Source organism: Crocosphaera chwakensis CCY0110 (assembly GCF_000169335.1).
Taxonomy (GTDB): Bacteria; Cyanobacteriota; Cyanobacteriia; order Cyanobacteriales; family Microcystaceae; genus Crocosphaera; species Crocosphaera chwakensis.
In genome coordinates, this window is the sequence record NZ_AAXW01000002.1 from 10,240 (window position 1) to 35,007 (window position 24,768).

Below are 24,768 nucleotides of genomic sequence, written 5' to 3' on the forward strand. Positions count from 1 at the left end.
GGTCTCTCGTCAAGATGGGACAGCATTATCAATAACTTATATGAAATGGAAAAAAATGATTCAATTATAAGAAAAGAGCTATTCCTCTGTATTTTACGCTGCTCCCCAAAAATGGACTGGGTTTTACCTCAATTTACGTAACCCGAACTCAGGTTAAATTAGCAGTCCTAATAACCTAATGTCTAACAAAGTTATTTCTCCGTCATTATTCAAATCTCGTGGATCATAAAAGAATGTTCCTACTCCAGAAGCATTAACTGTAGACGCACCTTGAATGTTGGTCAAAGAAAGAGAAAATGTTTTGCTAATGTTTTGAGTGGAGTTGAAAGGTTCTCGGCGAGTAGCGACTAATAAATCAAAGTCAGTTCGGTTAACTTCACCATCTCCATTGATATCACCTCTTAAGGGTTCAAGGAGTGGAACTGATACTGTTTGAGTGATTTGTCCAGGGGTAAAGATTAACTGTCCTTGTTGCTGTGTATAATCTAATCCAGCTTTTGCTGTTCCATCAAGGGTAGTAAAATCTAACGTCACAGTCTCGTTAGAAGGTTGGTCAAGATTAATCGTAAAAATAGCCACATTGTTATCATCAACATTACGATCAATAACAATATCATCGATAGAAATATCGGGAATAATGTTATTAACAGTGATCAATTTACTAGCAACATTATAAGTGCCATCTTCATCGGTCAAACTCACTAAAATTGCTGGGTTACTATTCCCATTATTGTAAACATGAGTGACAGTGCGATCGCTATTTATTTCCTCAGCTAAAATCGTTTCAATATTACCATCACCCCAATCAATAATATAGTTAGTTACTGTATCATTTCCTGGGTCACTTACTTCACCTAACGTTAGAGTATAAACTGACCCTTCATCTACCATTTCATTCCCTGAAATGTCTAAACCAGGAGCCACATTATTAACGTTGACGGACTTACTTGCCACATTATTATAAGTTCTGTCTTCATCAGTTAAACTCACTAGAATTGTTGGATTACTATCATCTTCATAAATATGAGTAATGGTGCGATCGCTGTTAAGATCCTCAACTAAAATGGTTTCAATATTTCCATCACCCCAGTTAATCGTATAACTAATTAAAGTTGTGTTACTTGGATTATTCACTGTTCCTAAAGTTAAGGTATAAATCGAGCCTTCATCGACCATTTCATCCCCTAAAATTTCTAAATCAGGAGCCACATTATTAACGGTGATAGACTTACTCACTACATTATTATAAGTTCCGTCTTCATCAGTTAAACTCACTAGAATTGTTGGATTACTATCATCTTCATAAATATGAGTAATGGTGCGATCGCTGTTTAAATCTTCAGCTAAAATGGTTTCAATATTTCCATCACCCCAATCAATAATATAGTTAGTTACTGTATCATTTCCTGGGTCACTTACTTCACCTAACGTTAGAGTATAAACTGACCCTTCATCTACCATTTCATTCCCTGAAATGTCTAAACCAGGAGCCACATTATTAACAGTGATGGACTTACTTGCTACGTTATTATAAGTCCCTTCTTCATCAGTCAAATTAATCAGAATTGTTGGGTTACTATCCTCATCATTATAAATATGAGTTAGCGTGCGATCGCTATTAAGATTCTCAGCTAAAATCGTTTCAATATTTCCATCACCCCAGTTAATGGTATAACTAATTAAAGTTTCTTGACCAGGATCAGTTATGGTTCCTAAAGTTAGCGTATAAGTTCCACCTTCGTTAAGAGAATCATCCCCTGAAATGGTTAAACTAGGGGCAACATTATTAACATAAACTGTCAAAGTATCACTATTACTTTGTAAGCTATTATTATCAGTAACAGTAAGCCTTACAGTATAGATGCCATCACTGCTATATGTATGGTTGGGGGTTAAAGTACCGCTTGTACTACTACCATCTCCAAAGTTCCACTCAATCGTGTAGTTTTCCATCGGTTTAGAGACATTAAAGCTACCATTAAAGTTCATAGCGTCCCCTTCATTTCCAACTTGAATCGATCCTGCTTCGACATTTTGAGGAACGGATAATGCAGTAACCGTTACTGATAAAGTATCATTAGCATAAGCACCTTGTTCATCGGTAATAGTGAGAGTTACAGTATAGTCCCCATTTTGAGTATAGGTATGAGTAGGCGTTAAAGTACCCGTTGTACTATTGCCATCTCCAAAGTCCCAAACAATAGTATGAGTATCTAAGATACCAGGATCGTCGAAACTTCCCGTAAAGGTAACAGAGTCACCTTCATCAATTAGTTGATTGTCCCCTGCATTAACATTTTGGGGAGAAAGGTTATTAACTGTAACCACAATTTGATCGCTGTTACTCGCACCATCATTATCTGTCACAGTGAGAGTGGCGGTATAAACCCCATCTTGAGTATAGGTATGAGTGGGAGTTAAACTATCGGTGCTACTATTCCCATCTCCAAAGTCCCAAACAACCGTATGGGTATCGAGAGAACCTTGATCACTATAACTACCATTAAAGGCGACAGTTGCACCCTCATCACTGGTTTGATCTAAACCTGCATTAACCACTGGAGAAGCATTATTAACGGTAATAGAGCGAGTTTGAATCCTGGTTCCCCCATCTTCGTCTGTAACCGTTAAAGTAACGGTATAACTGCCATTATCGTCGTATTGATGGATTACAGTTTGTCCCTCAACAGCATCACTACCATCTCCAAAGTTCCAAGTATAAGTTAAAGTATCATCCCCTACATCTGTTGCAGTCGCAGTAAACTCGGCACTGACTCCTTCGCTGATGTTAGTCGGAATAGTAAGGGTGTTAATGGTGGGTGCTACATTATTAACGGTGATGGTTTGAGAGGTAATGGTTTCACCTCCATCCTCATCACTAACAGTTAGTTGAATTTCGTAACTACCGTTATCATCAGGAGTAAAGGTAAAGCTGGTTTGATCTATTCCTGACTCAGTAGCAAAGGTTGTGGTATCTCCATTCTTAAAGACTTCATAGAGATAGGTTAAAGTATCATTGTCTCCTGCTATATCATTAGCACTAGCTGTGACAATAATAGGCGTTCCTTCGCGTCGAATACTGGTAATATTGTCGATGGTTGCAGTCGGAGCAACATTGGTAACAGTGACGTTAACCGTATCAGTATCAACCCCACCGTCTCCATCAGTAACTTCTAACCCAACGGTGTATAATCCATTATCAGCAAAAGAATGGGATACAGTTTGGCCAGATGTTTCATAGGTTCCATTATTATCGAGATCCCAAGCATAGGTAAAGGTATCATTACCTACTTCTGTAGCACTTCCTGAAAGGGTGAAGGTTGAACCTTCTTCTGCGGTTATGTCATCACCTGCTTTAGCGATTGGATTAACATTATTAATAGTTAAATTAATGGATTTAGTGTCTGTTGTATCATCATCTTTTACGGTAAAGATCACGCTATAGTCACCATCATCTTCGTAAGTATGAAGAGGTTGCAACACATTATTTACAATCGTCCCGTCTCCAAAGTTCCAACTGTAGGTTAAAGTATCGCTACTGGGATCACTGGCACTTGCTTCAAATTGAATGTTATCACCTTCATTAAAGATCAAACTGCTAGGTTGAATAATCGTAGCGGTAGGGTTAGTATTATTGACGATCAGAGTGGTTGAATCATTAGCAACGGTTCCTGCACTATCGGTGACTTCTAGGGTAAGGACATAAACACCATCATTGCTGACTCCCAGACTTGATAAAGCATCCCAGTCGAGGGTTGTGCTAATATCAACGCTACCATCACTATTAGCGGTGGGAAGGGTAATAGCAATAGAGCGAGTTTCTGCACCGATAGTTAAGATCCAAACGGCTGACTCAATGGTAATATTACTGCTGCTTGATGTAGTGCCAGGTGTCGCTGATCCAACCAAGGTAACATTATCACCTTCATTGATGCTTAAGGAACTAGAGATAGTGGCAAACGTCGCTTCAAACCCTGGTATAGATTCAATATTGCTATATTTAATCAGTCCATTTCCATCAACTTTCACCTGTCCATCAGGGGTTACGGGGGTATTGTCAGCAACGGTACTACTATTGGCGTTGAAGGCTAAAATAGAGCCAGTACCTGAATTAAAGTTAAGGGTATCCTGACTACTTTGACTGCTTCCATTTAAGGTAATATTTGCGCCATCGACAATATTTTGTCCGGTCACTTGGAAGGTATCATCATTCCCTCCCCCATTAACTGTAATCTCATCTGTTGCGTTGGCACTTTGTAAGAAGATAGTATCCGTATCTCCTTGAGTATTCACCGTTACCTTATTCACCACAGTAGAACTCGATCGCACCGTAACTTGATCGCTTTGACTGCTGGTACTGATAGTCGTAACACCACTATCATTGTTAACCCCTGTAATCGTAACAGTGTCTTCATCGTCTTCAGTGTTAACGGTATCAAGTCCCGTAACATTAACTAAGGTAACGGTGTCATCGTCACTACCTGTTGTTACAGATCCAGTATTATTAATCGTTACTGCTAGTAACTCAACGGTATCAGCACCTTCATTAGTATCAATGGTTAAGTTATCGACAACACTGTTATTAACTGTCACTTCATCGGTTACTGTTCCACCGGTTACGGTAACATCCCCACCAACATCTTGTAAGATAACCTGATCAGTGCCGTTACTATTGGTAACATTGATGGTTCCTTGTACCTGAGTTAAGGTAACGGTATCATCATCATTGCCACTGTTGACGTTTAAGGTGACATCACTATCATCATCATCCGTTACCGTAACAATATCGTCTCCCCCTTCTGTATTAAGGTTAGTGGTGTTGGCGATCGCTTCTAGTTCAACGACATCAGATCCTTCTCCTGTATTAATGTTTAAAGTGGTAACATCAGCAGGATTAATTTGATTGATATAATCCCCTTGAGAACCAGTATTAACGGTTAATTCGTTAATATTATTGAAAGTAATGCTTAACTGTTCGGGTTCAAGGTTCGTTGTATCGTTAATGGTAAAGGAAGCAATTCCCCCTTGATCTAAGGCAAAACCATCGGTAGAAGCCACATAAACCTGATTTCCATCGCTTACCACATCACTAGAGAAGTCTAACCCTGGTAAGCTGCGTAAGATTTGTACAAAGGTGAGTTCGCCAGTAGTAGTATCGGCTTCAAATACGGTCAAACTCGATTCTACAGCACTGGTAACATAGACATAGGTTTGATCTCCAGACTGAGCAAAGGTTAAACCCGTAGCACCTGCTAACCCTTTAATTCCATCAACTCCCTCTTGTAGTAATTGAACAGGAGTATCATTTAATTGAGTTCCGTTGCGTTGATAAATGGCTAAAGTACCGCTATCTTCGCTCAATACATAAACAAACTGATCATCGTTACTAACCGTTATGTCTGTAATATCGATTAATCCTTTGTTTGTACCCGTAATGATTTGATTTTCACTGAGATCAGCAGCATTAATCACCCTTAACTCATTATTACTGGTAGCTGCGTAAATCAACGTTTCATCGCCACTAACGCTAAATTCAGTGATATCTGCATTACTATAAGACAATGCTGGAGTTGTTAGATTTCCCGTTGTATCCCGTCCAAACGCAAGAATACCGCTTGTTGTAGAGGTTTCTGGAGCAGTGGTTAACGGTTGTTGAGATTGACCAGAAATTTGATAATCAAGCTCGATACCAGCACCACCACCTCTTTCAAAGTATTCTACCCGAATATCATGGCTTCCTGGAGTGAGATTAACCGTTTGTGTTTCTGTGGTAAAACCGTGGATACCATCATGATTTAAGACTTCTACCCCATCAATATAGAGGATCGAGCCATCATCACTTCCTAAATGGAAAGTCACAGCAACATCACTATTAGAAGTGGGGTTAATAACATTGATCGCTCCTTCCCAAATGACTGCAAAATCATTACTAGGAGCAACCGACACATCCAACTCATCAAAGCTTCCATTCGTCGAATTAGTATCACCACTGGGTTGATCGATAGAAGTCATGACTTGGGTTGAAATAGGAGTCACCCCGTTAATATCGTCAAAACTGTCAATGGTTCCACCGGTAACATATAAACTAGCGGTTAACCCTTCCCCTGCAATACGAACTGAAGGGGTAGCATTCCCATTAACATAAATGCGATCGCTGGTTACTTCAAGATCATCGAGGTTGCCAGACGTAATAGGTGTTTCATCTAATAGCGTTAGATTTCCATTGCTGCTGTTGCGACTGAATACAGAAATAACTTGATCCTCTGCACTAGCGACATAAACATAGTTTCCGTCATCGCTAATAGAAATAGCACTGACCCCTTCTAACCCAGTTATGCCATTCTCTTCATCGGTGAATAATTGACGCTGAGACAGGTCATCCGCATTAACCACAACTAAAGCATTTTGTTCCGTATTGATGCCATAGAGATGATTTCCGTCGGGACTGAGAATAAGATTAGTAATCCCTGTCAAATCACTACGAGAAGCGGTTTGAGATTTGTCTGTAATGAAGGCAAACTGTCCATCAACCAGGTTAACGCCACTAATATTATTTGTCGGGCCATTGACTGTAGCATTGATGTATAAACTATCATCACTGGGAATTAAAGTTGCCCAAACGTCCCCAGATGCGAGAGAAGCAAGGGTAAGATCCCCGTCTCCACCGAAAATGGAATCTTGTGACCAACCACCAGTTAAAAGAGGGTTGAGGAAATTGGTATTTGTTTGATCAAGGTCGATGCCTAGTTGGGGGTTGAGTAAGGTTTGCTCCGATAGGTTCATAAATAGCACCATATCGAAATCAACATCACTATCGATATCGAAATAGTCATCAACGTATCCAGTGGGGCCTAAATCTAAACGATACACAGCAGCCACTGCATCCGTAGGAATGGGTTGATTTGTTGTATTAAAGAAACTGGGGAAGTTATTCGTTGTGCCATACAAAGAAGAATCTAATAAACCGTAAATCTCTGAACCCCCGACTAAATCAGCAATTAACGGCGTATCACTAACTGTTCCCCCACTGATAAAAGGATTGGTTTCCCGTGGTCCATCAAAGGTACTGGTACTAGCAGCACCGGTAACCGTATTAGGCGTTCCGGCCAGTTGATTGCCACTAATGGTATTACCTCCTAATATGAGGCGGCCATTGCCTCCAGTTTGCGCGCCAGTTCCACCAGAGGTATTGACAGTGGCATTATCGGCATCAAGCACTGAACCGTAAAGCTTAATCGTACCACCAGCACCGCCAGCACCAGTTCCTCCAGTACCCCCTGTTCCTCCAGTACCGCCAGCACCTCCAGTACCGCCAGCACCTCCAGCAGCCCCATCGCCTGCATCATCATTAACGTTTCCTGATCCACCATTTCCGACTGGACTACCTGCTGAACCAGCAGTACCGCTTCCTGAAGCGGTAGTGAGACCACCAGTACCGCCAGTACCACCAGTACCGCCAGCACCTCCAGTCCCACCAGCCAAGACAGGTTTATTTGAGCCACTACTGCCATTACCTCCTTGACTACCATTACTGCCACCAGTACCTGATTTTCCATTACCCCCAGTTCCTCCTGAAGTTCCTGACGTTCCATCACCGCCTTCTGCACTCAAGAGACTACTGCCAAAGATAACCTGTCCACTCGCCAGGATCTCTAAAGCACCACCACCAGCACCACCGTCACCGCCAGCACCGCCAGCACCGCCAGCACCGCCGCCGCCGCCGGCAGCACCACCACCGCCGCCGCCGCCACCGTCACCACTATCAACATCATAGTCGCTACCAGTATAAATACCTAAGAAGTAATTTCTTTCTTCATCTTCATCAGCAGCACCACCTCCACCGCCATCACCGCCTTCTCCACCGCCACCACCGGAACCACCGGAGGCACCACCGCCACCACCACCGGAACCACCAGAACCCCCACCAGAGATCACTAATCCTGTTCCTGTATTGCTACCCGCAGAACCGTTATTACCATCATCCCCCTTGTCTCCATTGACACCGTTGTTGCCATTATCACCAGCATCCCCAGGTGAACCATTCCCATCATCTAACTGGCCTCCTGCACCGCCTACCTGATTAGCGTCTCCGCCGGCACCACCAGTTCTTCCAGTTCCACCAGCACCTCCGCTACCTGCTGAACCGGCACTACTTGACGCATTGATGCCATTGTTTCCACTTTGACCGTTATTACCCGTAGTTGCGGTGGCACTAGAACCACCCCTTTCACCATCATCTCCAGCACTGCCTCGATCGCCACCATAACGAGAGTTACCGTCAGAGCGACCCCCCGCACCGCCAGTACCGCCAGTACCGCCATCACCACCAGCACCGCCATCACTACCAGCACCTCCTGTTCCTCCAGCAAATGCACTACCTCCACCCGCACCGGCTGTTGTGCCATCTCCTGCTACATCAAAGGTGACATTATCTCCCACAACCACATTATTTCCTGCGTAGATAGAGATTCCTTTACTACCCACACCTGTGATGGTGGTGTTATCGGGAATGACGATATTACCTGCAAAACGGAATTGAACAATGGTACCGTTTTCGATCAACTCGGTGGTAAAGATGCCTTCTGTACCAGATACCCCATTAATGGTAAGAGCATCGGTATCAATGATAATGGAAGTTGCATCAGCTAAAGAAAGATCGGGAGTAACTTCTGGGGTAACTGCTAATAACTGTCTCGACTGATAACCATCAATTTCATATTCGAGTTTAATTCCTGCGTTTCCTCCTCTCTCAAAGAAGTCTACTTCAATGTCATGTTCTCCTGGGGTGAGGTAGAAGGTTTGAGATTTTTCGCTGAACCCATGAATACCGCCATGATCTAAGGTAAAGTCTGAGTCTCCATCAATAATGAGTCGTGAACCATCATCGCTGGTGAGATAGAAGGTAACTTTAACCGCTTCTTGGTCCGGACTGGTGACGTTTAAAGTACCTTTCCATTGTGCTGCAAAATCATCAGTAGGAATACTACTTGCGGGGAAGAAACTAAACCCACCAGAACCATTGGTTTGATTAATACTGTTAAAGGTAGCGGTGGAAATATAACTTAAGCTGTCAAAATTAGGAAAATCACTAACGGTTCCTCCAGGTTCATATAATTTTCCTGTAAACCCATCTTGAGATAACGTAACGGTGGGAATATCTGGGAAGACTTCTTGAGCAACAATATTATCAACTAGGGTGGTTCCTGGTGTCCAAGTCACAGATACTAATTGTTTGAAGTCGGCAAAGACGGGGTTAACAGTTTCGTCTCCAAAGGTTTCAACGGTTTGACTATCGACGGTAACGCTGGTTGTTACGGTATCTCCATTTAGTTTCGTTCCTGTAAAGGTAATGCTTTGACTTCCTGCCATACTATTAGCTAAGTCAATGGAGGAGAGATCAAATACAGAAACTCCATCAATAGTTAAAGTAAACTGATCACTATTGGAGTTACTCTTAACAGAAGAACTTATGGTTTCATCTTGTAAAAATGACCCATTGGTAGAAAGAATAAACCCATTTTCTGCATAACTATTACTTCCGTTTTCTATTCCTTCAAAATTGATTTCATTTTCAAAATAATTATAATTTTCTGAACCATTACTGCTAAGAACATTCCCTCCTGTTTCTAAGGTAACGGTATCATCATCTAAGGTAACATCTGCTTGTCGGCTAGTTTCTGTGACAGTTAAAGTATTATTTGTTCCAGTTCCTGGTTGAATATCAACTTGATCAACCCCTTCGAGTTTAATTAATTCAACATCATCAACTGATAAACGATTATTTTCTACTTTCCAAGCTGCGTCTTGAGTGTAGTTACTGTTATTAACAGTTAATGTTTCTGCATTGATGGCTAAATTATCTAAGAAATTTTGGTATTTTGTCTGAGTGGGACTGCCTTCTAAATTAACTTCAACAGTATCATTACCTCCAAGTCCTTGAATATTGGTTGATGCTTGATCACTACCGATAATATCTCCAATTTCATTAACAGTAACGTTATCATCTCCATCATTGAGTTGAATATCCAGTTGTAAATCTTCAGTGGTTAAATCTAAGGTAATCTCATCGTCTCCTTGACCAAATCTTAATTCTGCTTCTTCAAAGTTGTTAAAAGTAACATCTGCGATCGCCCCAAAATTGCTTAAGATTGCCCCTTTATTATTATTAGGATTAGTGGCTAAACTAGAGGCGATCGCTACGATACTGTCTGACTGTTCAAAGATAATTTGATCGTCTTGTCCTCCTCCATCTATTTCTAAATCAACATTACTATCTTCGATGGTAATAGTATTCTCAACATCTCCTAAATTAACGATTACATTTTCAAAGTTTCGATAATTTAATCCTTGGGTTTCACTGGTAACAACACCAAATCCTTGTATGGTTTGATAGTTGTCTTCTTCATCGGCTTTTAATAACCCTTCAAATAGATTAGAAATATTTTCGTCATTAGTATCAACTGTATGATTAAAGGTGATCGTATCTCCATCCGATGAACCGTCTAATTCTACCAAACCTTTTAACTGAGATAAGTCATTATTTTCGGGCATTGTTAATGTTTGAGTACCAGAAGTAGGTAAATCGATATTAAATTGTTGTTCTCCTCCTCCGACAATAATATTATCGTCATCGCTTCCTGTATTAATTAGAATTTGTTGACCATTGAGAACACCATAAACATAAATCGTGTCACTTCCTGCACCGGTTAAGAGGATTAAACGTTCTACATTGGCAATATTTTCTACGTTTAAACCTGCTCCATACAGTCGTTGAACTTGGGTATTATTTTCGATTTCTGTATAGATATAAAAGGTATCATCAATGGCAGTTCCTGCTACCACTAAACTATCGAAACCACTACCCCCATCAATATTAACTTTATCGTTAGTGACGTAGCTAAATAAGGCGTTATTTTCGTCTTCGCTGTCTGCATCTCCTGCTGAAACTGTAATATCAGAAATATCTACTTCTTGGGTTCCTGAATCAGTTTTTTCTAAATGTGCTTTCAGATAGAAAATATCGTCTCCACTGTTACCATTTAAGAAGATTTCAGCTACATTATGATTTACTTCAAAGTAGTCATCTCCTTCTCCTCCATGAAAGCGTCCTTCAAAACTCACTCCATTGGTAATTTCAGTAACAAAAGTGATGCCATTTTCTTCTCCCGTTGCTAACACATTACCGATGAAAAATTGATCATTACCTTCTTCTCCGTAAACATCAATTTCGGCAGTCGTATCATCCATAATAAAGAGGTCATTTCCGCTACCTCCATACACTACAAAGGTTTCAGCAGAATCATAATAGACTCTAGGAAGGTTAGAACTGTTATTATTAATCGTTCTCGCTTCACTACTGGTTCCTGCATCACTATCTGCTTCTACATTGGCTAATAAAGCATCGACATCGAGGGATTGGAAATTATCAAACGCATCGCTTAAAACTTGATATTCAACATAACCACCTAAGTTTTCATCCACATCAAAATGGAAAACATCATCGACATTTTCTTGTCCCTCGATAATCACTAAATCACTACCCGTTGTCCCACTATCATAAATAAATACTCCCCCATTAATACGAGGTAACGTTTCATTCATTGCGACATAATAAGTGTCTTCTTGTCCTTTCCCATCTAATTCAATCCGTTGGCTAAAGTCTTCTACCCAGAAGCTACTACTACTATTCTCATCGCCGAACAATTTTATGGTTTCAAAGAGGTTATAAAGACTTTCGGTTTCTCCTGTATTTAAACTAACAGGAATACCATCTGCATTTAAGTTTAATGTACCAATATGTAACTGAGTATCACTAACAAAGAAACTAAGGTCACTGGTTTCAATTAATGTATCAATACTACCGTCATCTACTTCTGAATGTTCCTCATGAATAAAGCCATCAACGCCTTCATTTGCTGTGATAGTATCTGCCCCTGTTCCACCTATAATAGTTTCGTCATGATCACTACCTAAAATTTCATCATTTCCACTATTTCCTAATAGTCTGAGATCGTCGATCATGAAATCAGAAGCTTGAATACTGCTGGCATTGATAACATCATCTCCAGTATTTCCGTCGATAATAATCGTATCGTTACTACTACCTAACTCTTGTAACTGGAAGCTGACTCCATTGGTTTGAGTTAGGGTTAAAATATTGATCGCTTCTCCTGTTTCTCCATCTTCATCTTGATCAGAAGTTAGGGTTAACTCATCATTATTCGTACCTCCAATAATGGTAATGCGATCGCTGGCTGTATCAACAGTTTTGGATAGTACATTAAAGGTTTCAGTTATGGTTTCTCCGGCTAAATAGGTTACTTCTCGTAAGATTAAACTTTGATCGCCGTCTTCTTCTACCACAACCCAACCGTCTTCAATATCAGTGGTATTCACCCATTCTTTGATAGTGGTGGTAGTATCTTGACTATAGGTTTGCGTGTTGCCGTTAGCATCGAGAACCGGTAACACTTGGGAGACAATGGATCGACTTGAACCAGCAGACAACTCAACAGAAGTTAGGTTAGTTGCTTGAAGATCGTTGAAGGTAATACTATCACTGCCTTTACCGAGATCCACCCCTAAAGATTCGATGGTATTCTCTAAAGTAACGTTATCTCCATCCCAGTCAACGATAACCTTATCTTCATTGGCAGAAACGGTGACAGTATCAACAGAACCCGTATCAACCACATCCCCTTGATCGTCCCTTGTGTACCCTTGGAAATTGGCTGTATCGGCATCTTCTCCCCCATCTACGAGGCTGTCCACACCATCCCCAATAGACCACTCTATGGTGTCGTTTCCTGCCTCTCCTTGGACGTTATCACTATCCAAACCACCCACTAAATAGTCGTTATCTGTACCCCCTTGAATGGTGTCGTTACCAGCTTCTCCCAAGATGACATCTTCACCTGCATCTCCCTGAATCTGATCATCTCCTTCTCCTCCTAATATTTGATCGTCTCCCGTTCCTCCTGACACAGTATCGTTACCTTCTCCAGCGTTGATCAAGTCTTCCCCTGCGTCTCCATATATCTCGTCATCTCCTTCGCTACCTAAGATGAAGTCGCTACCTTCACCCCCTCTGAGAATACGAGTGCGATCGTTATCTCCTCCTATTAACATTAAGTTATCGTCATCATTGCCTCCTTCTACAGTAATATTGCCTTTACCGTTACTGTAGGTGACAGTTTCATAATTAACTTCAATACTATCGTTACCCTCTTCTCCTTGTACCAAGACATCCCCATTAACATCTGTCAAGAAGATCATGTCATTACCCGATCCACCCATGACAGTAACATCTCCTTGGCTTTCACTTATAAAGACAAGATCGCTACCGCCACCCGTTGCTAGATTAATATTAGTACCCGTTAACCCTGATATTTCATAGGTATCAGCTTGACTGGTTCCCGTTGCTTGGATAGTGTTAACCTCAGCTACAGCGAAATATTCAACATTACTACCACTGGCAACTTCAATATAGTCTCCGGCTGCAAAAAGAATCTCTCCACTGTTGTTAACGATGTCTTCTTCTAACAGTGATACTTCATACGCTACCCCAGTATCATCGGGTTGTTGTGTTTCACCCACAGGAAGATAACGCAGACTTAATAACCCATTTTCTAACTCAGCAATATCGACAACTTCGGGTTCGGGACAACTATGGTTAAAGGAGAAGAGAAGTTCATCCACAAACCGTTCTCGTTTTTCATACAATGTCTTCTCAATACCAAAGACACGGATACCCACCCATAAAAACGCTTCTACAAAAGCGCGTAACTCCCCACTGGTATCGAATAAACATAAGGGAGTGGGTTCTTGTTGCAAACGTTGGGCGATCTCATCAATAAATAATAAGCCATCTTCTTCCCCGGTAATGGGATCGGGTACATCATTGAGATCAAAGCCAATATTCGCTTCAATACCCCCTAATACGCCAGCTTCAGCTAACCCACTTAACCCTAACGAAGCCCCGGCTGCGATCGCCATATTAAAGGTAAGTTCATCTTTTTCGTTGCCGTTACTATCCCAGTCGTTGACATAGAAACCATCGAAAATTTTATCAATTTTACCAATGGCAAAATTATCATCTAACGCCCATTCTTGGATACCTGTCGTGTTAAACCCAAAGCTTAAATCAGTATAAGCCCCCACACTACCACTAAGAACCGCATTTACGCCAGTGAAAATGGGGAAAGATTGGGTATAGTCAAAGACTAAGTTCAACCCTGGCATATCGTAGCGGAACAGATCCACCCCTCGTCCAGTCATTAAACCCAGTAAGGAAGCAGGATCGCTTAGGAAGGGAAATTCAATCGATCCCGAAGTAGTGCCGATGCCTTTGGTGAAGTTACTGGCATTGGTATTTCCTGATGTTTGACTATCTAAGTCGGTTGAGGTTTTACCCCCTAAGTCAGCATCACTGATGGTTGCATTACTATCACTTAAGATAGAACTTCCCAAAGTAAAGTCGCCGAAGTTAATAACAATGGGTTCATCTTTGGCAGCTTTAACCGTATCAACAAACTCCCCAAACGTTACCAACGCATCGATCGCTTTTTCAAGGTTGCTAAACTCTGTTTCAGTTAGTTTCAGTTGCGCGAGATCCAATAAACGAATCTCGTCAAACCCAAGATTAATGGGAGTAGAAATAATATCGACTACTTCAATCACGGGATCGAGGAAGGGTTCAATGGCTTCGACAATAGGTAAAGCGATACCCGTTAAGAAACTCCCTAAGTCTAGTTCAACCCCTTCAAAGACAACAATAGGAGACTCTCCGAAGGTATTACTTGCATTGCTGTCGGTACTGGCATTGGCAAACAGTTGATCGTAACGAATAATCGTGTTAATTTTAGGTAAAGTAACCGCACTACCAGTAGGAATATCCACAGAAGCTACCAGATCGAGATCCGCTTCTGCTGTTAATGTCCCGACTAATGTTTCTCGAATAGACCCAATACTACCAATTTTTAACTTACCATTATCATTCCCATCTGTATCCCGTAGATCCAGCCCTAATGTGCCATAAAAGCCACTGTTGCGAGTATCATTATCGTCCGTTGATCCTGCGTCTATTTCATCGATATTGACCTGTAGGAACCCTAAACGGGCTTCAGCACTAAAGTCATCGGATAGAGTAGCATTTAACTGGATAACCAGTTCTTCCCCTGTGTCTGAAGTTCCTTCTGTATCGATATAGAAGCCATCGCTATTATTAAAGCCAAACCCTAAACTAAAGTCATAGAGTAGGTCAATATTAATCTGTGAGTCGTCTCCAAATTCTAACCCTAACCCTGGTACAGAAGCATTTAAGTCAATGGGTAGATTGAAACTGCCTAAACTACCGGACAAAGGTAAGTTAAATTGTAGGTTATCGTCTTCTAAGGAAACAGGAACATCTAAGGCATTAATTAAACCATCGCCATTTTCATCGCTTAAGGTTAAATAGCTACCTAAAACATCGTATAATCCCTCTTGAATCACTTCTACAGTCGTTTTCTTATCTTGGATCAGTTGCGACTGATCTCCAAAACTGGCAAAGGTGATCTGCCAGGGGTTGGCTTCCGTTCCAGCACCGGTTACAGTAACATCGGTAATAATAGTAAGATTTTCTAGGGCTGTTTCAATCTCGCTATTGCTGGCCGTTGAATCAATAAGAATGGTAGATTCATCATTAAAGGCTATTTGAAAGGTTCCTGAACCACCATCGGTATAAATGGTTTGTACTTCTTGGGTGGTGTCATCTCCTTCTATAAGGGTTGTAACCGTTAATTCTGGGGCTTGTAGTCGTCTTCTAAAGTCGGTAGGACTCGCTTCGGTTCCTAATAAGTCATTTTTCGCATCTTGGAAGAAAGTAATGTTACTGCCTAATGCGTCTCCAATAAGTGGAATAGGAACATTGGCAGCAGCTTGTACCCCGTCGTGTAAGGTATCGAATAAGGTTTCTAAACCAATAATAATATTATCGGGATCGTTGAGTAAGGCAAAGAGATCCGCCGCCGAAACTAAGTTAGGAACGGCGGTTTCGATGTCTGCAATGCCTCCCGGTTCAAAGTTGGCATCGATGTGAAGAACGTTATCAGCAATACCATCGTTATCGGTGTCTTCGGTGGTTCCCCCCATGGGTATGTCTTCGGTGGGGAAGTATAAAGGAAGATCAATTTTTGCGTAACCATCAGCCTCAAAGTTCATATTAGAATCATTAAGCTCGCTGATCAGATAACGTCCTTCGCTACTTTCGATAAAGCTTAAATGTCCCACAAGATCGATGTCTGCGGTTCCTTCTTTGATCCAGAAACCGAGAGGGGTTCCTCCGACATCTAACGCAACATTTGCATCCAAGGGTTGAATGGTTTCTAGTTCGAGATCGAAGTCAAATACGGTGTCATCATGAACATAAAATGTCGGGTTAAAGACATCGCTGAGATCCACATCTAACCCTAAGTTTAAAGAAGCCAACGCATCGATAAATATCTCCCCAGATGCCCCGGCTTCTAAACCGAGATCGTCTGCTTCTCCAATAAGCGTTTTAATTGTGTCAGGAATTCCTTCTAAATTCGCTAAATCTCGTAAATTGAGGGAAAATTCTTCTTGTCCTTCGATGTCAATTTCTTCTATATTTAATTCAAAGGTAAAGGTAGAGTCTCTGTAACCCAGTCCGATAATTTTTTGACTATCATAAAGGGCGAAGGTATCCCGATCGCCTTTTCTCGCTTCAAATTCGGTTAAATAATCCCTTTCAGCTAAGATAACATAAATGGCTTCGGCGGTACTATCTCCATCCACTCCTAACGCATCTAAACGGGTTTGTGCTTCATCAGGATCAATGTCGCTAGTTTGTAGAAGGCTGCGATCGCTACGAAGATCGTTGTAGTCGCTGCGATCGATCAAGGCAAATTTAATGTCGTCATCTTCTGAGTTACCATCTAACCCGTATTCTGCTAGGTTGTCGGCAGCCGTAATAATGGCTTCATCCGTGCTTTGTAGCGTCGTTAAGGCTTGTTTCGCTTCGTTAATAGCATCTGTATTATCAAAGGCAGTTTCGATGTCTTCTGTAGTGGAATTTGCGTCTAAACCGTAGGGGGTTAAGAAGTTGCGGGCGATCGCTTTTTCGTAGGTATCTGCATCGGCATCATTCAAAATAGCGACGGTTTCTTCGGCAAAGGCAATGTCATCACTATTATCTAAAGCTGTTTCAATATCGCTATCGCTGGCGGTTTCATCCAACCCTAATTGATTCAGTGTGCTTCTGGCGTTAATATAATCGGAGTTAGCAGCGACTAAATTGCGATCGCTAACTAAACTATTAAAAGTGGTTTGATCATCAAATAATACGTCAATAATCTGATCATCAGTTACAGTATCATCTAACCCATAACTGCTTAAATTATCCCTAGCGTCCACAATTGCTACATCTTCTAAAATATCCTGTACTTGAGTATCATCCACCAAAGCTTCTGCAATCTCACTATCACTAGAGTTACCATCTAATTCAATAGCTAAACTGACTAAATTATCAAAAGCGGTTTCTAACTCTGCTTTGGTTGCCCCAAAATCGTAGTTTAAGCCCAATGTTTCATTAATTTGAAAGTTGAGATCCCTCTCCAAACTCTGAATATCACTTAACCCATCTTGAACAATATCAATCGCTTGCTGCAACCCTTCAATAAAGCTAACAGAACCTGATCCCAACAGATCCACCATACTTTGATCCAAGATGGGAATATGTTGATAAGCGATACCATCGGGATCGACTAACTGTGTCAAGACACTATCTAAGCCTTCTAATAAAGTATCAAGATTGATCGCTTCAAACTCGAAGAGGCTATCAAGATTAATGGTACTTAAACTACTGGCTACTTCACTAAAGAAACCGGATAAAGTTGTCTGTTCATAGGGGTCGTTGCCATAGGATGCTTCAATAATACCGGGTTCATCTTGTAACCCTGATAATGCCCCTTGTAACCCAACTGGTAAATACACCTCAAAACTAGCATCGCCCCCTAAACTGGGATCACCGATGAGTAACCCTGTGGGATCACCTGTTATCTCATCAAAGGTCAATTTTCCATCGCTTCCTAAACTCACTGAAGCATTAAAATCTATGGTTCCATCGTCAATACCCACTCCTAACGGTCCAATATTCAACGACAGATCAAAGGGGTTTTCGTGGTTAAGGGAAACGCTACCCACTAAGGTAGGTTCATAAATATAGAAGTTATCGTCACTGTCTAACCCGAAAGCAAATTGTAGATCGATCCCCCCTGAAAAGAGTAAGGGTTCAGACTGAGTGACATCAAGCGGTATTTCTAAACCGAGATCCCCTAATAAACTGTCAGTCGAAAAGTCAAGACTAACTTCTTTGCTAAAGCTTGTCAGATCAATGGTAGTGACAAACTCACGGGGGTTACTACTAAAAGATTGTTCAATATTATCTAAAGCTGCGATGTCTGCGTTGGTAATGTCTCCTTCGCTGTTGGTAAAGACTTCATCGACTAAAACCGTAACTTGCTCATTAATCTTATCGCTGATGGTTCCCCCAGTGAGATTCCAAAGTTCGCTTAAAGATTCATCTAAGAAGGGAATTTTGCCCAGATCCCCAGTAATATCGCTGATGCTACTGCTGAAATTACCAGCCCAATCTGCAAAATTTGTCAACCCTTGGGATAATTTTTCTTGATCGCTGGTTTCGGTTTCAGTGTTTTGGGGTTCGATGGTTGCGTTGGTGGTGAAGGCTTGGGGTTGGCTACTACTGGTATCAACACTACGTCGGAAAGGAAGAAAAGCGGCTTCAAAACTAAAGTCAGCGTTAATATTAGCAGTCTCAAAGTCCCCATAAGCTAAGATTTCGTCATCTTCACCTTCTACGGTAATTCTAAATCCCCACTCTTCTTGTTTTATATCAAGCTTTTTAGTGACACCACTAAAGTCAAGGATGTTTTTACTATTATTGTTATTAAGATCAATAATGACATCTTTACCCCAATCATCACTGAAATAGTAGGTATTGGCTTCATCAAAGTCTCCAATCATCAGATCGTTCGTTGTACTCCCTGCGATCCCTTCAATACTGTAGAGTCGGGTGGTATTGAGGGTGGAGTTGGCTGCGGCGATCGCTTCTAAATCACTGTTAAGGGGTAAGGGGTTAACACCGCTATTGACACTATCATAGGCTAACTGCCAGATATCGCTTAATACAGTTTCATTACCTTGTACAGCAAAATCTTGGGATAGATCGACAATAATGGCTTTATCTAACCCGTCATAACTATAAGTATCGCTACCATCTACACTGTTTTTATCAGCAAACCCTGCACCAAAATCAATGCCTTCATCTAGTGAGAAACTAATTTCAAACAGATCGCGGTTAGGGGCTGCCCCATAGACTACATCATTACCCCCATTCCCCACAAATACCTCACTTACCGTATCTGCCCCCACAAAAATGTCATTTTCTGAGGTTCCTAAAACTTTACTGGTATTAGTAATGGCAGTATTATCTGAGAGTAAGCCAACAATGTCATTAAACCAGTCGGGGGTATCAACACCAAACTCATCGAGGTAACTGAGGGCTTCGGTGACGTTCCAAAAGCGGTTTCCTTGAACGCCCACTACATTTCCTAATTGATAGGTTCCCACAGGCGTATTAAACTGATAGCCACCAGCAAGATCAACATTAATACCGTTAAACTGGAAACCATCAGGAAGACTTATCCCATCAATTTCTATATCATCGGTGTTTTTATCATCATTTGAGTCGGTAGTATATTGACTGTAGTCCATGATAATCTGCCCACCGGTACTCGTCTGCAAAATGCCTTGCAGTTGAGCGTCCCCGTGCAGAACCACAGTATTAATGCCACGACCCCCGATAATATTTTCGATATCCATGGCCGCGACATAACCACCACTTAATGTCCCTGAGTTCCCATTAGCGATAATTTGCTCTAAAATGCTGTCTACATCCCCATCTAAGGGGCTGAAATCAGGTGTTACCAGAACAAAATTATTCCAACCTACTCCCACATCAAAAGAACTATCGATCTCAACGCCTATTTTTCTCAGGTCATCAACTGTGATCTCTGCCCCATCAAAGACATGGATAGAAAGATCGCTGAAAACGTTAGAGAAGTCTATAGTATCAAAAGATTCGGGAAGTAAATTTTCATCTTCATCCCCAATGAAGATATTAGGGGTTTCTACAATGGCCGTTGCGCCCCATTTTCCTTCAAAATTATAGGTATCGGCTCCGGTTCCTCCATAAATAAGATGAAGTCCTAAATCTCCTACTAAATTATCCAGAATTGCGTCCTCTAATCCTTCTTTAAATCCATTATTTACCAAGGGTGATAGGGTAGCTGAGACAGGATTTACGCCAATAGAGAAAGTATTGCTACCAAAAGTGCGATCAAAAATGCTTAATGGTTCGTCAAATGCACCAGGTTCACTGCTAAACCCATTACCGACTAAAATATTGATGCCTTTTCCATAATTAATGTTTTGAATGTAGCGCACATCTCCGGCTAAAAAGTCATCTCCAAGGGTTGTTAAACCAGTCAATAAACTACTTCTTATATCGCTGGTTTCTCTGTTTTGCAGTGTATTAACAATAGAGTTGCCCAGATTCACAAAGTTAGGAGAAAATAATTCTGCAAGATAATCTTTTTCTGAGGTACTTTCTCTGGTAGCTGATCGTCCTGAAATATCCAGCGTATTAATCACTTTTTCGGGGATAATAGCTTCAAAATCTCCTCCTAAAAATGAATCGGCTCGATCTAAGAAACCAGTAACCCCATCAGCAGTAAAATAGGGTCTAAATCCTTGTCCGCCGTAAATATTTCCTGAGAATAAAACGTCTTCTTCTGGCACAAAGCTATTTTCATTTCGTCCCCCATAAATTGTGGTGTTCGCATCAATATGAGTGATAACTATTTCGTTATATCCTAAGTCAAAGAACGAACTTCCAGCACTAGGAATATCTACCCCAACGGCAGTTAATGTTCCTAACCCAAAGCGATCTTCAATTTCGGCTGCTTTTTTGATGGTTAAACTGGTATGTCCATCTTCTTCTTGTTTAAAGACAAATTCTAATTCTTTATTAACCGCACGAAAATCTAATACTAAATTATGACCATTATCACTAATTGATTGAGTATCAATGGTTATGGTTTGATTTTTGTTAGCGAACGCAGTTAATGAGTTAAATATTCTATTAGTTGTTCCCCATTCGTTACCAAAAATAAAGGTATTATCCGCAGCACCTGCGACAATTTTTTCTATATGTTTTAAGGAGTCGTCCCCTGTTCCTGCTGTAATAGAATTGGTTAATTGGCCGAAGAGAAGTGCTTGGCTTGTTTCAGTCAGAACTTCCCCTGAAGAAATGGTAGTACCTTTGAGACTTTCTTGTGGTATTTCTAAGGCTAAAGCATCAAAGATAACGGCATTGGGATCAACTTCTGTGTTATTGTTATCTTTTAAGGAAAAGTTGGTTAATTCGGCAACAGAACTCCGATGAGCAATGGTTAAAATATTATTATTTTCACTGGCTTTTAATCCATTTCGTTTAAAGTTTTCATTCTTATTAAGAATAGTAATTAAACTATTAATATCGGTACTACTACTAATATTAACAGTAACAGTCGTACCATTCACTTTGAGGCTGAATGTCGATAGAGTAGGGAAAGGTGCATTCGGAATATTTAACTCAACTTTTGCCCATTCTCCTGTCCCTGCAATGAGGATGTTATTGCTTAAAACATGGGTGACTTTATCGGTAACGGCAGATAAATCGAGGGTATCTCGTTCTGCTGTCTTATTTTTAGTCGATTGAATAGCTTTTACTACGTCATGACCCCAATTATCTTCAAAAATATAGGTATCGCTACCAGTCTCTCCTTTCAGTTCATCGTTACCTGTCCCACCAATGATGGTGTCGTCATCATCTCCCCCCTTAATGGTATCATCCCCTTCTCCCCCTTCAAGACTATCCTCACCAGCCCCCCCATCTACACTATCATTATCGGCACCTGCGATCACGGTATCATCTCCACTACCACCTGCGATCGTATCATTACCGGCACCCCCATCTAAAGAGTCATTCTGATTACCTCCTTCTATATCATCATCTCCTTGATGTCCAAAAATAGTATCTAAACCAGCATCTCCAGACAAGACATCATCTTGGTTACTGCCTTCTAAATAATCATCGCCTCTATTCCCTGACAAGGTAACATTATTATCACTATCAGCTAGTAGGTGATCGTTGAAGCTACCTCCTTTAATTTCACTTATTTTGCCATTATTTTGAGGAATACCATCTGCCCCTCCATTTCCAAAGGGAAAGAATATCCCCGTAGCAGATTGTTTAAAAATATTTGTACTATCTAAGCTAACAGTTGCGTTTTTCAAGTTGACAGCAACATCAGCTTTATAAGCTGTGTAATCAAAGCTATTGGTACTTCCAACAGGATTTTCAATGGTTCCTTCTAAACGCCCGCTATTTTGGATAATATAACTATTGATTCCTGAACTACCGATGATATTTTTAACGCCGAGTGCAGTTATTTTATTGTTCTTCTTAGAAGTTTCAGAAGTTTTATCGATAATAATAATACCATCGCTATAAATTTCTATATCTAAGTTTCGATTAGCAATTGCACTTAAATCTAGGGTTGAATTGGTGTGATTCTCACTATTATCAAGGGTAAATTTTCCTTCCCAATTATCACTAATTTTATAGGTGTTATTACCTGAACTACCAATAACTTTTTCAATAGAATTAGCTTCTCCATTATTATTTCCTCGTACTTTATTTGTATTACTATCAACTAAAACATTCTTGCTACCAATCGTTACAGTAATATCTTGAGTTACAGAAGAAAAATCTAAGGTATCTGCTGTCCCTTCATTATCAAGTTCGACGACAGTATCCTCTCCCCAATCATCTTCAAACTGATACGTGTCACTATCATCTCCCCCCACTAAAGTATCATTTCCTGTACCCCCACTTAAGCTATCTTTTCCTACTTCTCCTGTTAAACTATCATTTCCAGTATTGCCGACTAAATTATCATTATCTTCTCCTCCAACAAAGTTATCATTACCACCAAAACCTGTTATATTGTCTTCACCTTTCCCTGTGGTTACTTTACCTATTTTAGTAAATCCTGAATTGATTAAACCATTTGCATTACCAGTTTTATCTCCTGTAAAAGTTATGGTTCTATCGGCTGAACCTTGATAAATAATTTCGTTAACAATATCATTATTCTGATTGGTTGCTCCTCCAGTTAATATACCTGCTAAAACGGCTCCATTTTCAAAAGTATAAGTATTTTTTCCTTGCCCACCTTTTAAGTTATCAATATTCTTAAAGGTAAGAGAATTTGTCCCGTACACTACAGCAATACTGTCATCACTTTTGAGAGTAAAAGTAATGTCTGAAGTCACATCAGATAGATCAAGGCTATTAGTATTACGGTATCCAGCTTCAATGTTTTTAATATCACTAACTGTTAAACTTTTTGGCGTACCTCCTATAATATAGTCAGTAATAATAGTGCCATCATTCTCTACCGTAAATGTTTTGTCAGTATTGAGATTAGATAGATCGATTTTTGTCTCATCTTTATCATTGCCAGTAAAGGTTAAAGTATTTCGTTCTTGAGCGGTAATTTGTTGACTATTATCTTGTCGAGTGAAGGCAAAGCTATTGACGTTGTTATCCCCATTTTGATAGTTAATTTCAACATCAGGGGTGACAGCAGAAAAATTAATGGTAGCATCGTCAATGATTTCGCCGTTAGTCCATTGTGCGCTGTTATTATTAATATTTACTAATACAGATTGATAACTATTAAGAGTCAGATCATCAAAGACTAATCCAGTTGCGATCGCTCCTGTGGTAACTTCTAAATCCCAATCTCCTCCTAATTCACTGTTCCCTGTCAAATCTTCAGAAGCAGCTACATCTGTCCTTGTCAGTTTGGCCAGTTGGTTAATAAATTGACTTCCTATTGTCCCCTCAGCTACATTACAGCCGTAAATAAGAATGTCTCCCTCGTCTGTAAAAGCATTTCCCCAACCAATTAATTCGTCATAATTATCGTTAAGATAATCGGTGTTTAAGTCATTATTTCCCAGTTGTAAAGTCCCTGAGTTACCATGTCCAATAAGGTGAATAGCTTCAATTTCTTGTTCATATTGACCTAAAGTTTCACTAATTTTTTCGATTCCATCTTCGGTTTCATCGAAGGTGACAACCATCATTTGATTATCTGGTTGGGAAGGAATTATCCCTGTAATCAAATCAGAAGACTCATTTAGAGAAGTATCAACGAAAACGATTTCGAGAGGATTGTTATTCATGGTAGCAACAACAGTTTGGTAACTAGAATCGGAATTGACCAAATGAAGGGGAAATTAGAATAATCTGGTATAAAGTTCACTAAAGATTGCCAAATAAGTAAATATACTTATTGAGTCCAAGGGTTAACCTGACTTTAAGTAAGCTTACGGATAGTATTCCCACTGATCACACAAAACATATCATTGTCTAAAAAAAATATCCCTCTTTCATCATTCTGGGGAAAACAGTTTAAAATCGTTATTGAAAAGCATCCAGATGGTTATAGTTTTTATCTTATTGGTGTTGTTGGTGCAATTGTTGGCCAAGGAGATACTTACGAAGAATTGTAGAAATATCCAAGAATCAATATTTAGTTCTAACCGATGATTTTAAATTGTTTAATTATCTACAAA

2 protein-coding genes are annotated in these 24,768 nt (G+C 40.4%); one reads left to right on the forward strand and one right to left on the reverse strand.

Annotated features, from left to right (window positions below; genetic code table 11):
- Nucleotides 1-153 precede the first annotated feature (153 nt).
- Nucleotides 154-24,375, reverse strand: a complete 24,222-nt coding sequence (locus CY0110_RS31310; protein ID WP_035798042.1) for a PKD domain-containing protein — start codon at nucleotides 24,373-24,375, stop codon at nucleotides 154-156.
- Between the two features lie 183 nt (nucleotides 24,376-24,558).
- Here CY0110_RS31310 and CY0110_RS29755 point away from each other — a divergent pair, with 183 nt between their 5' ends.
- A complete protein-coding gene (locus CY0110_RS29755; protein WP_157464514.1) occupies nucleotides 24,559-24,705 on the forward strand; it encodes a hypothetical protein in 147 nt (48 codons plus the stop codon).
- The last annotated feature ends 63 nt before the right edge of the window (nucleotides 24,706-24,768 follow it).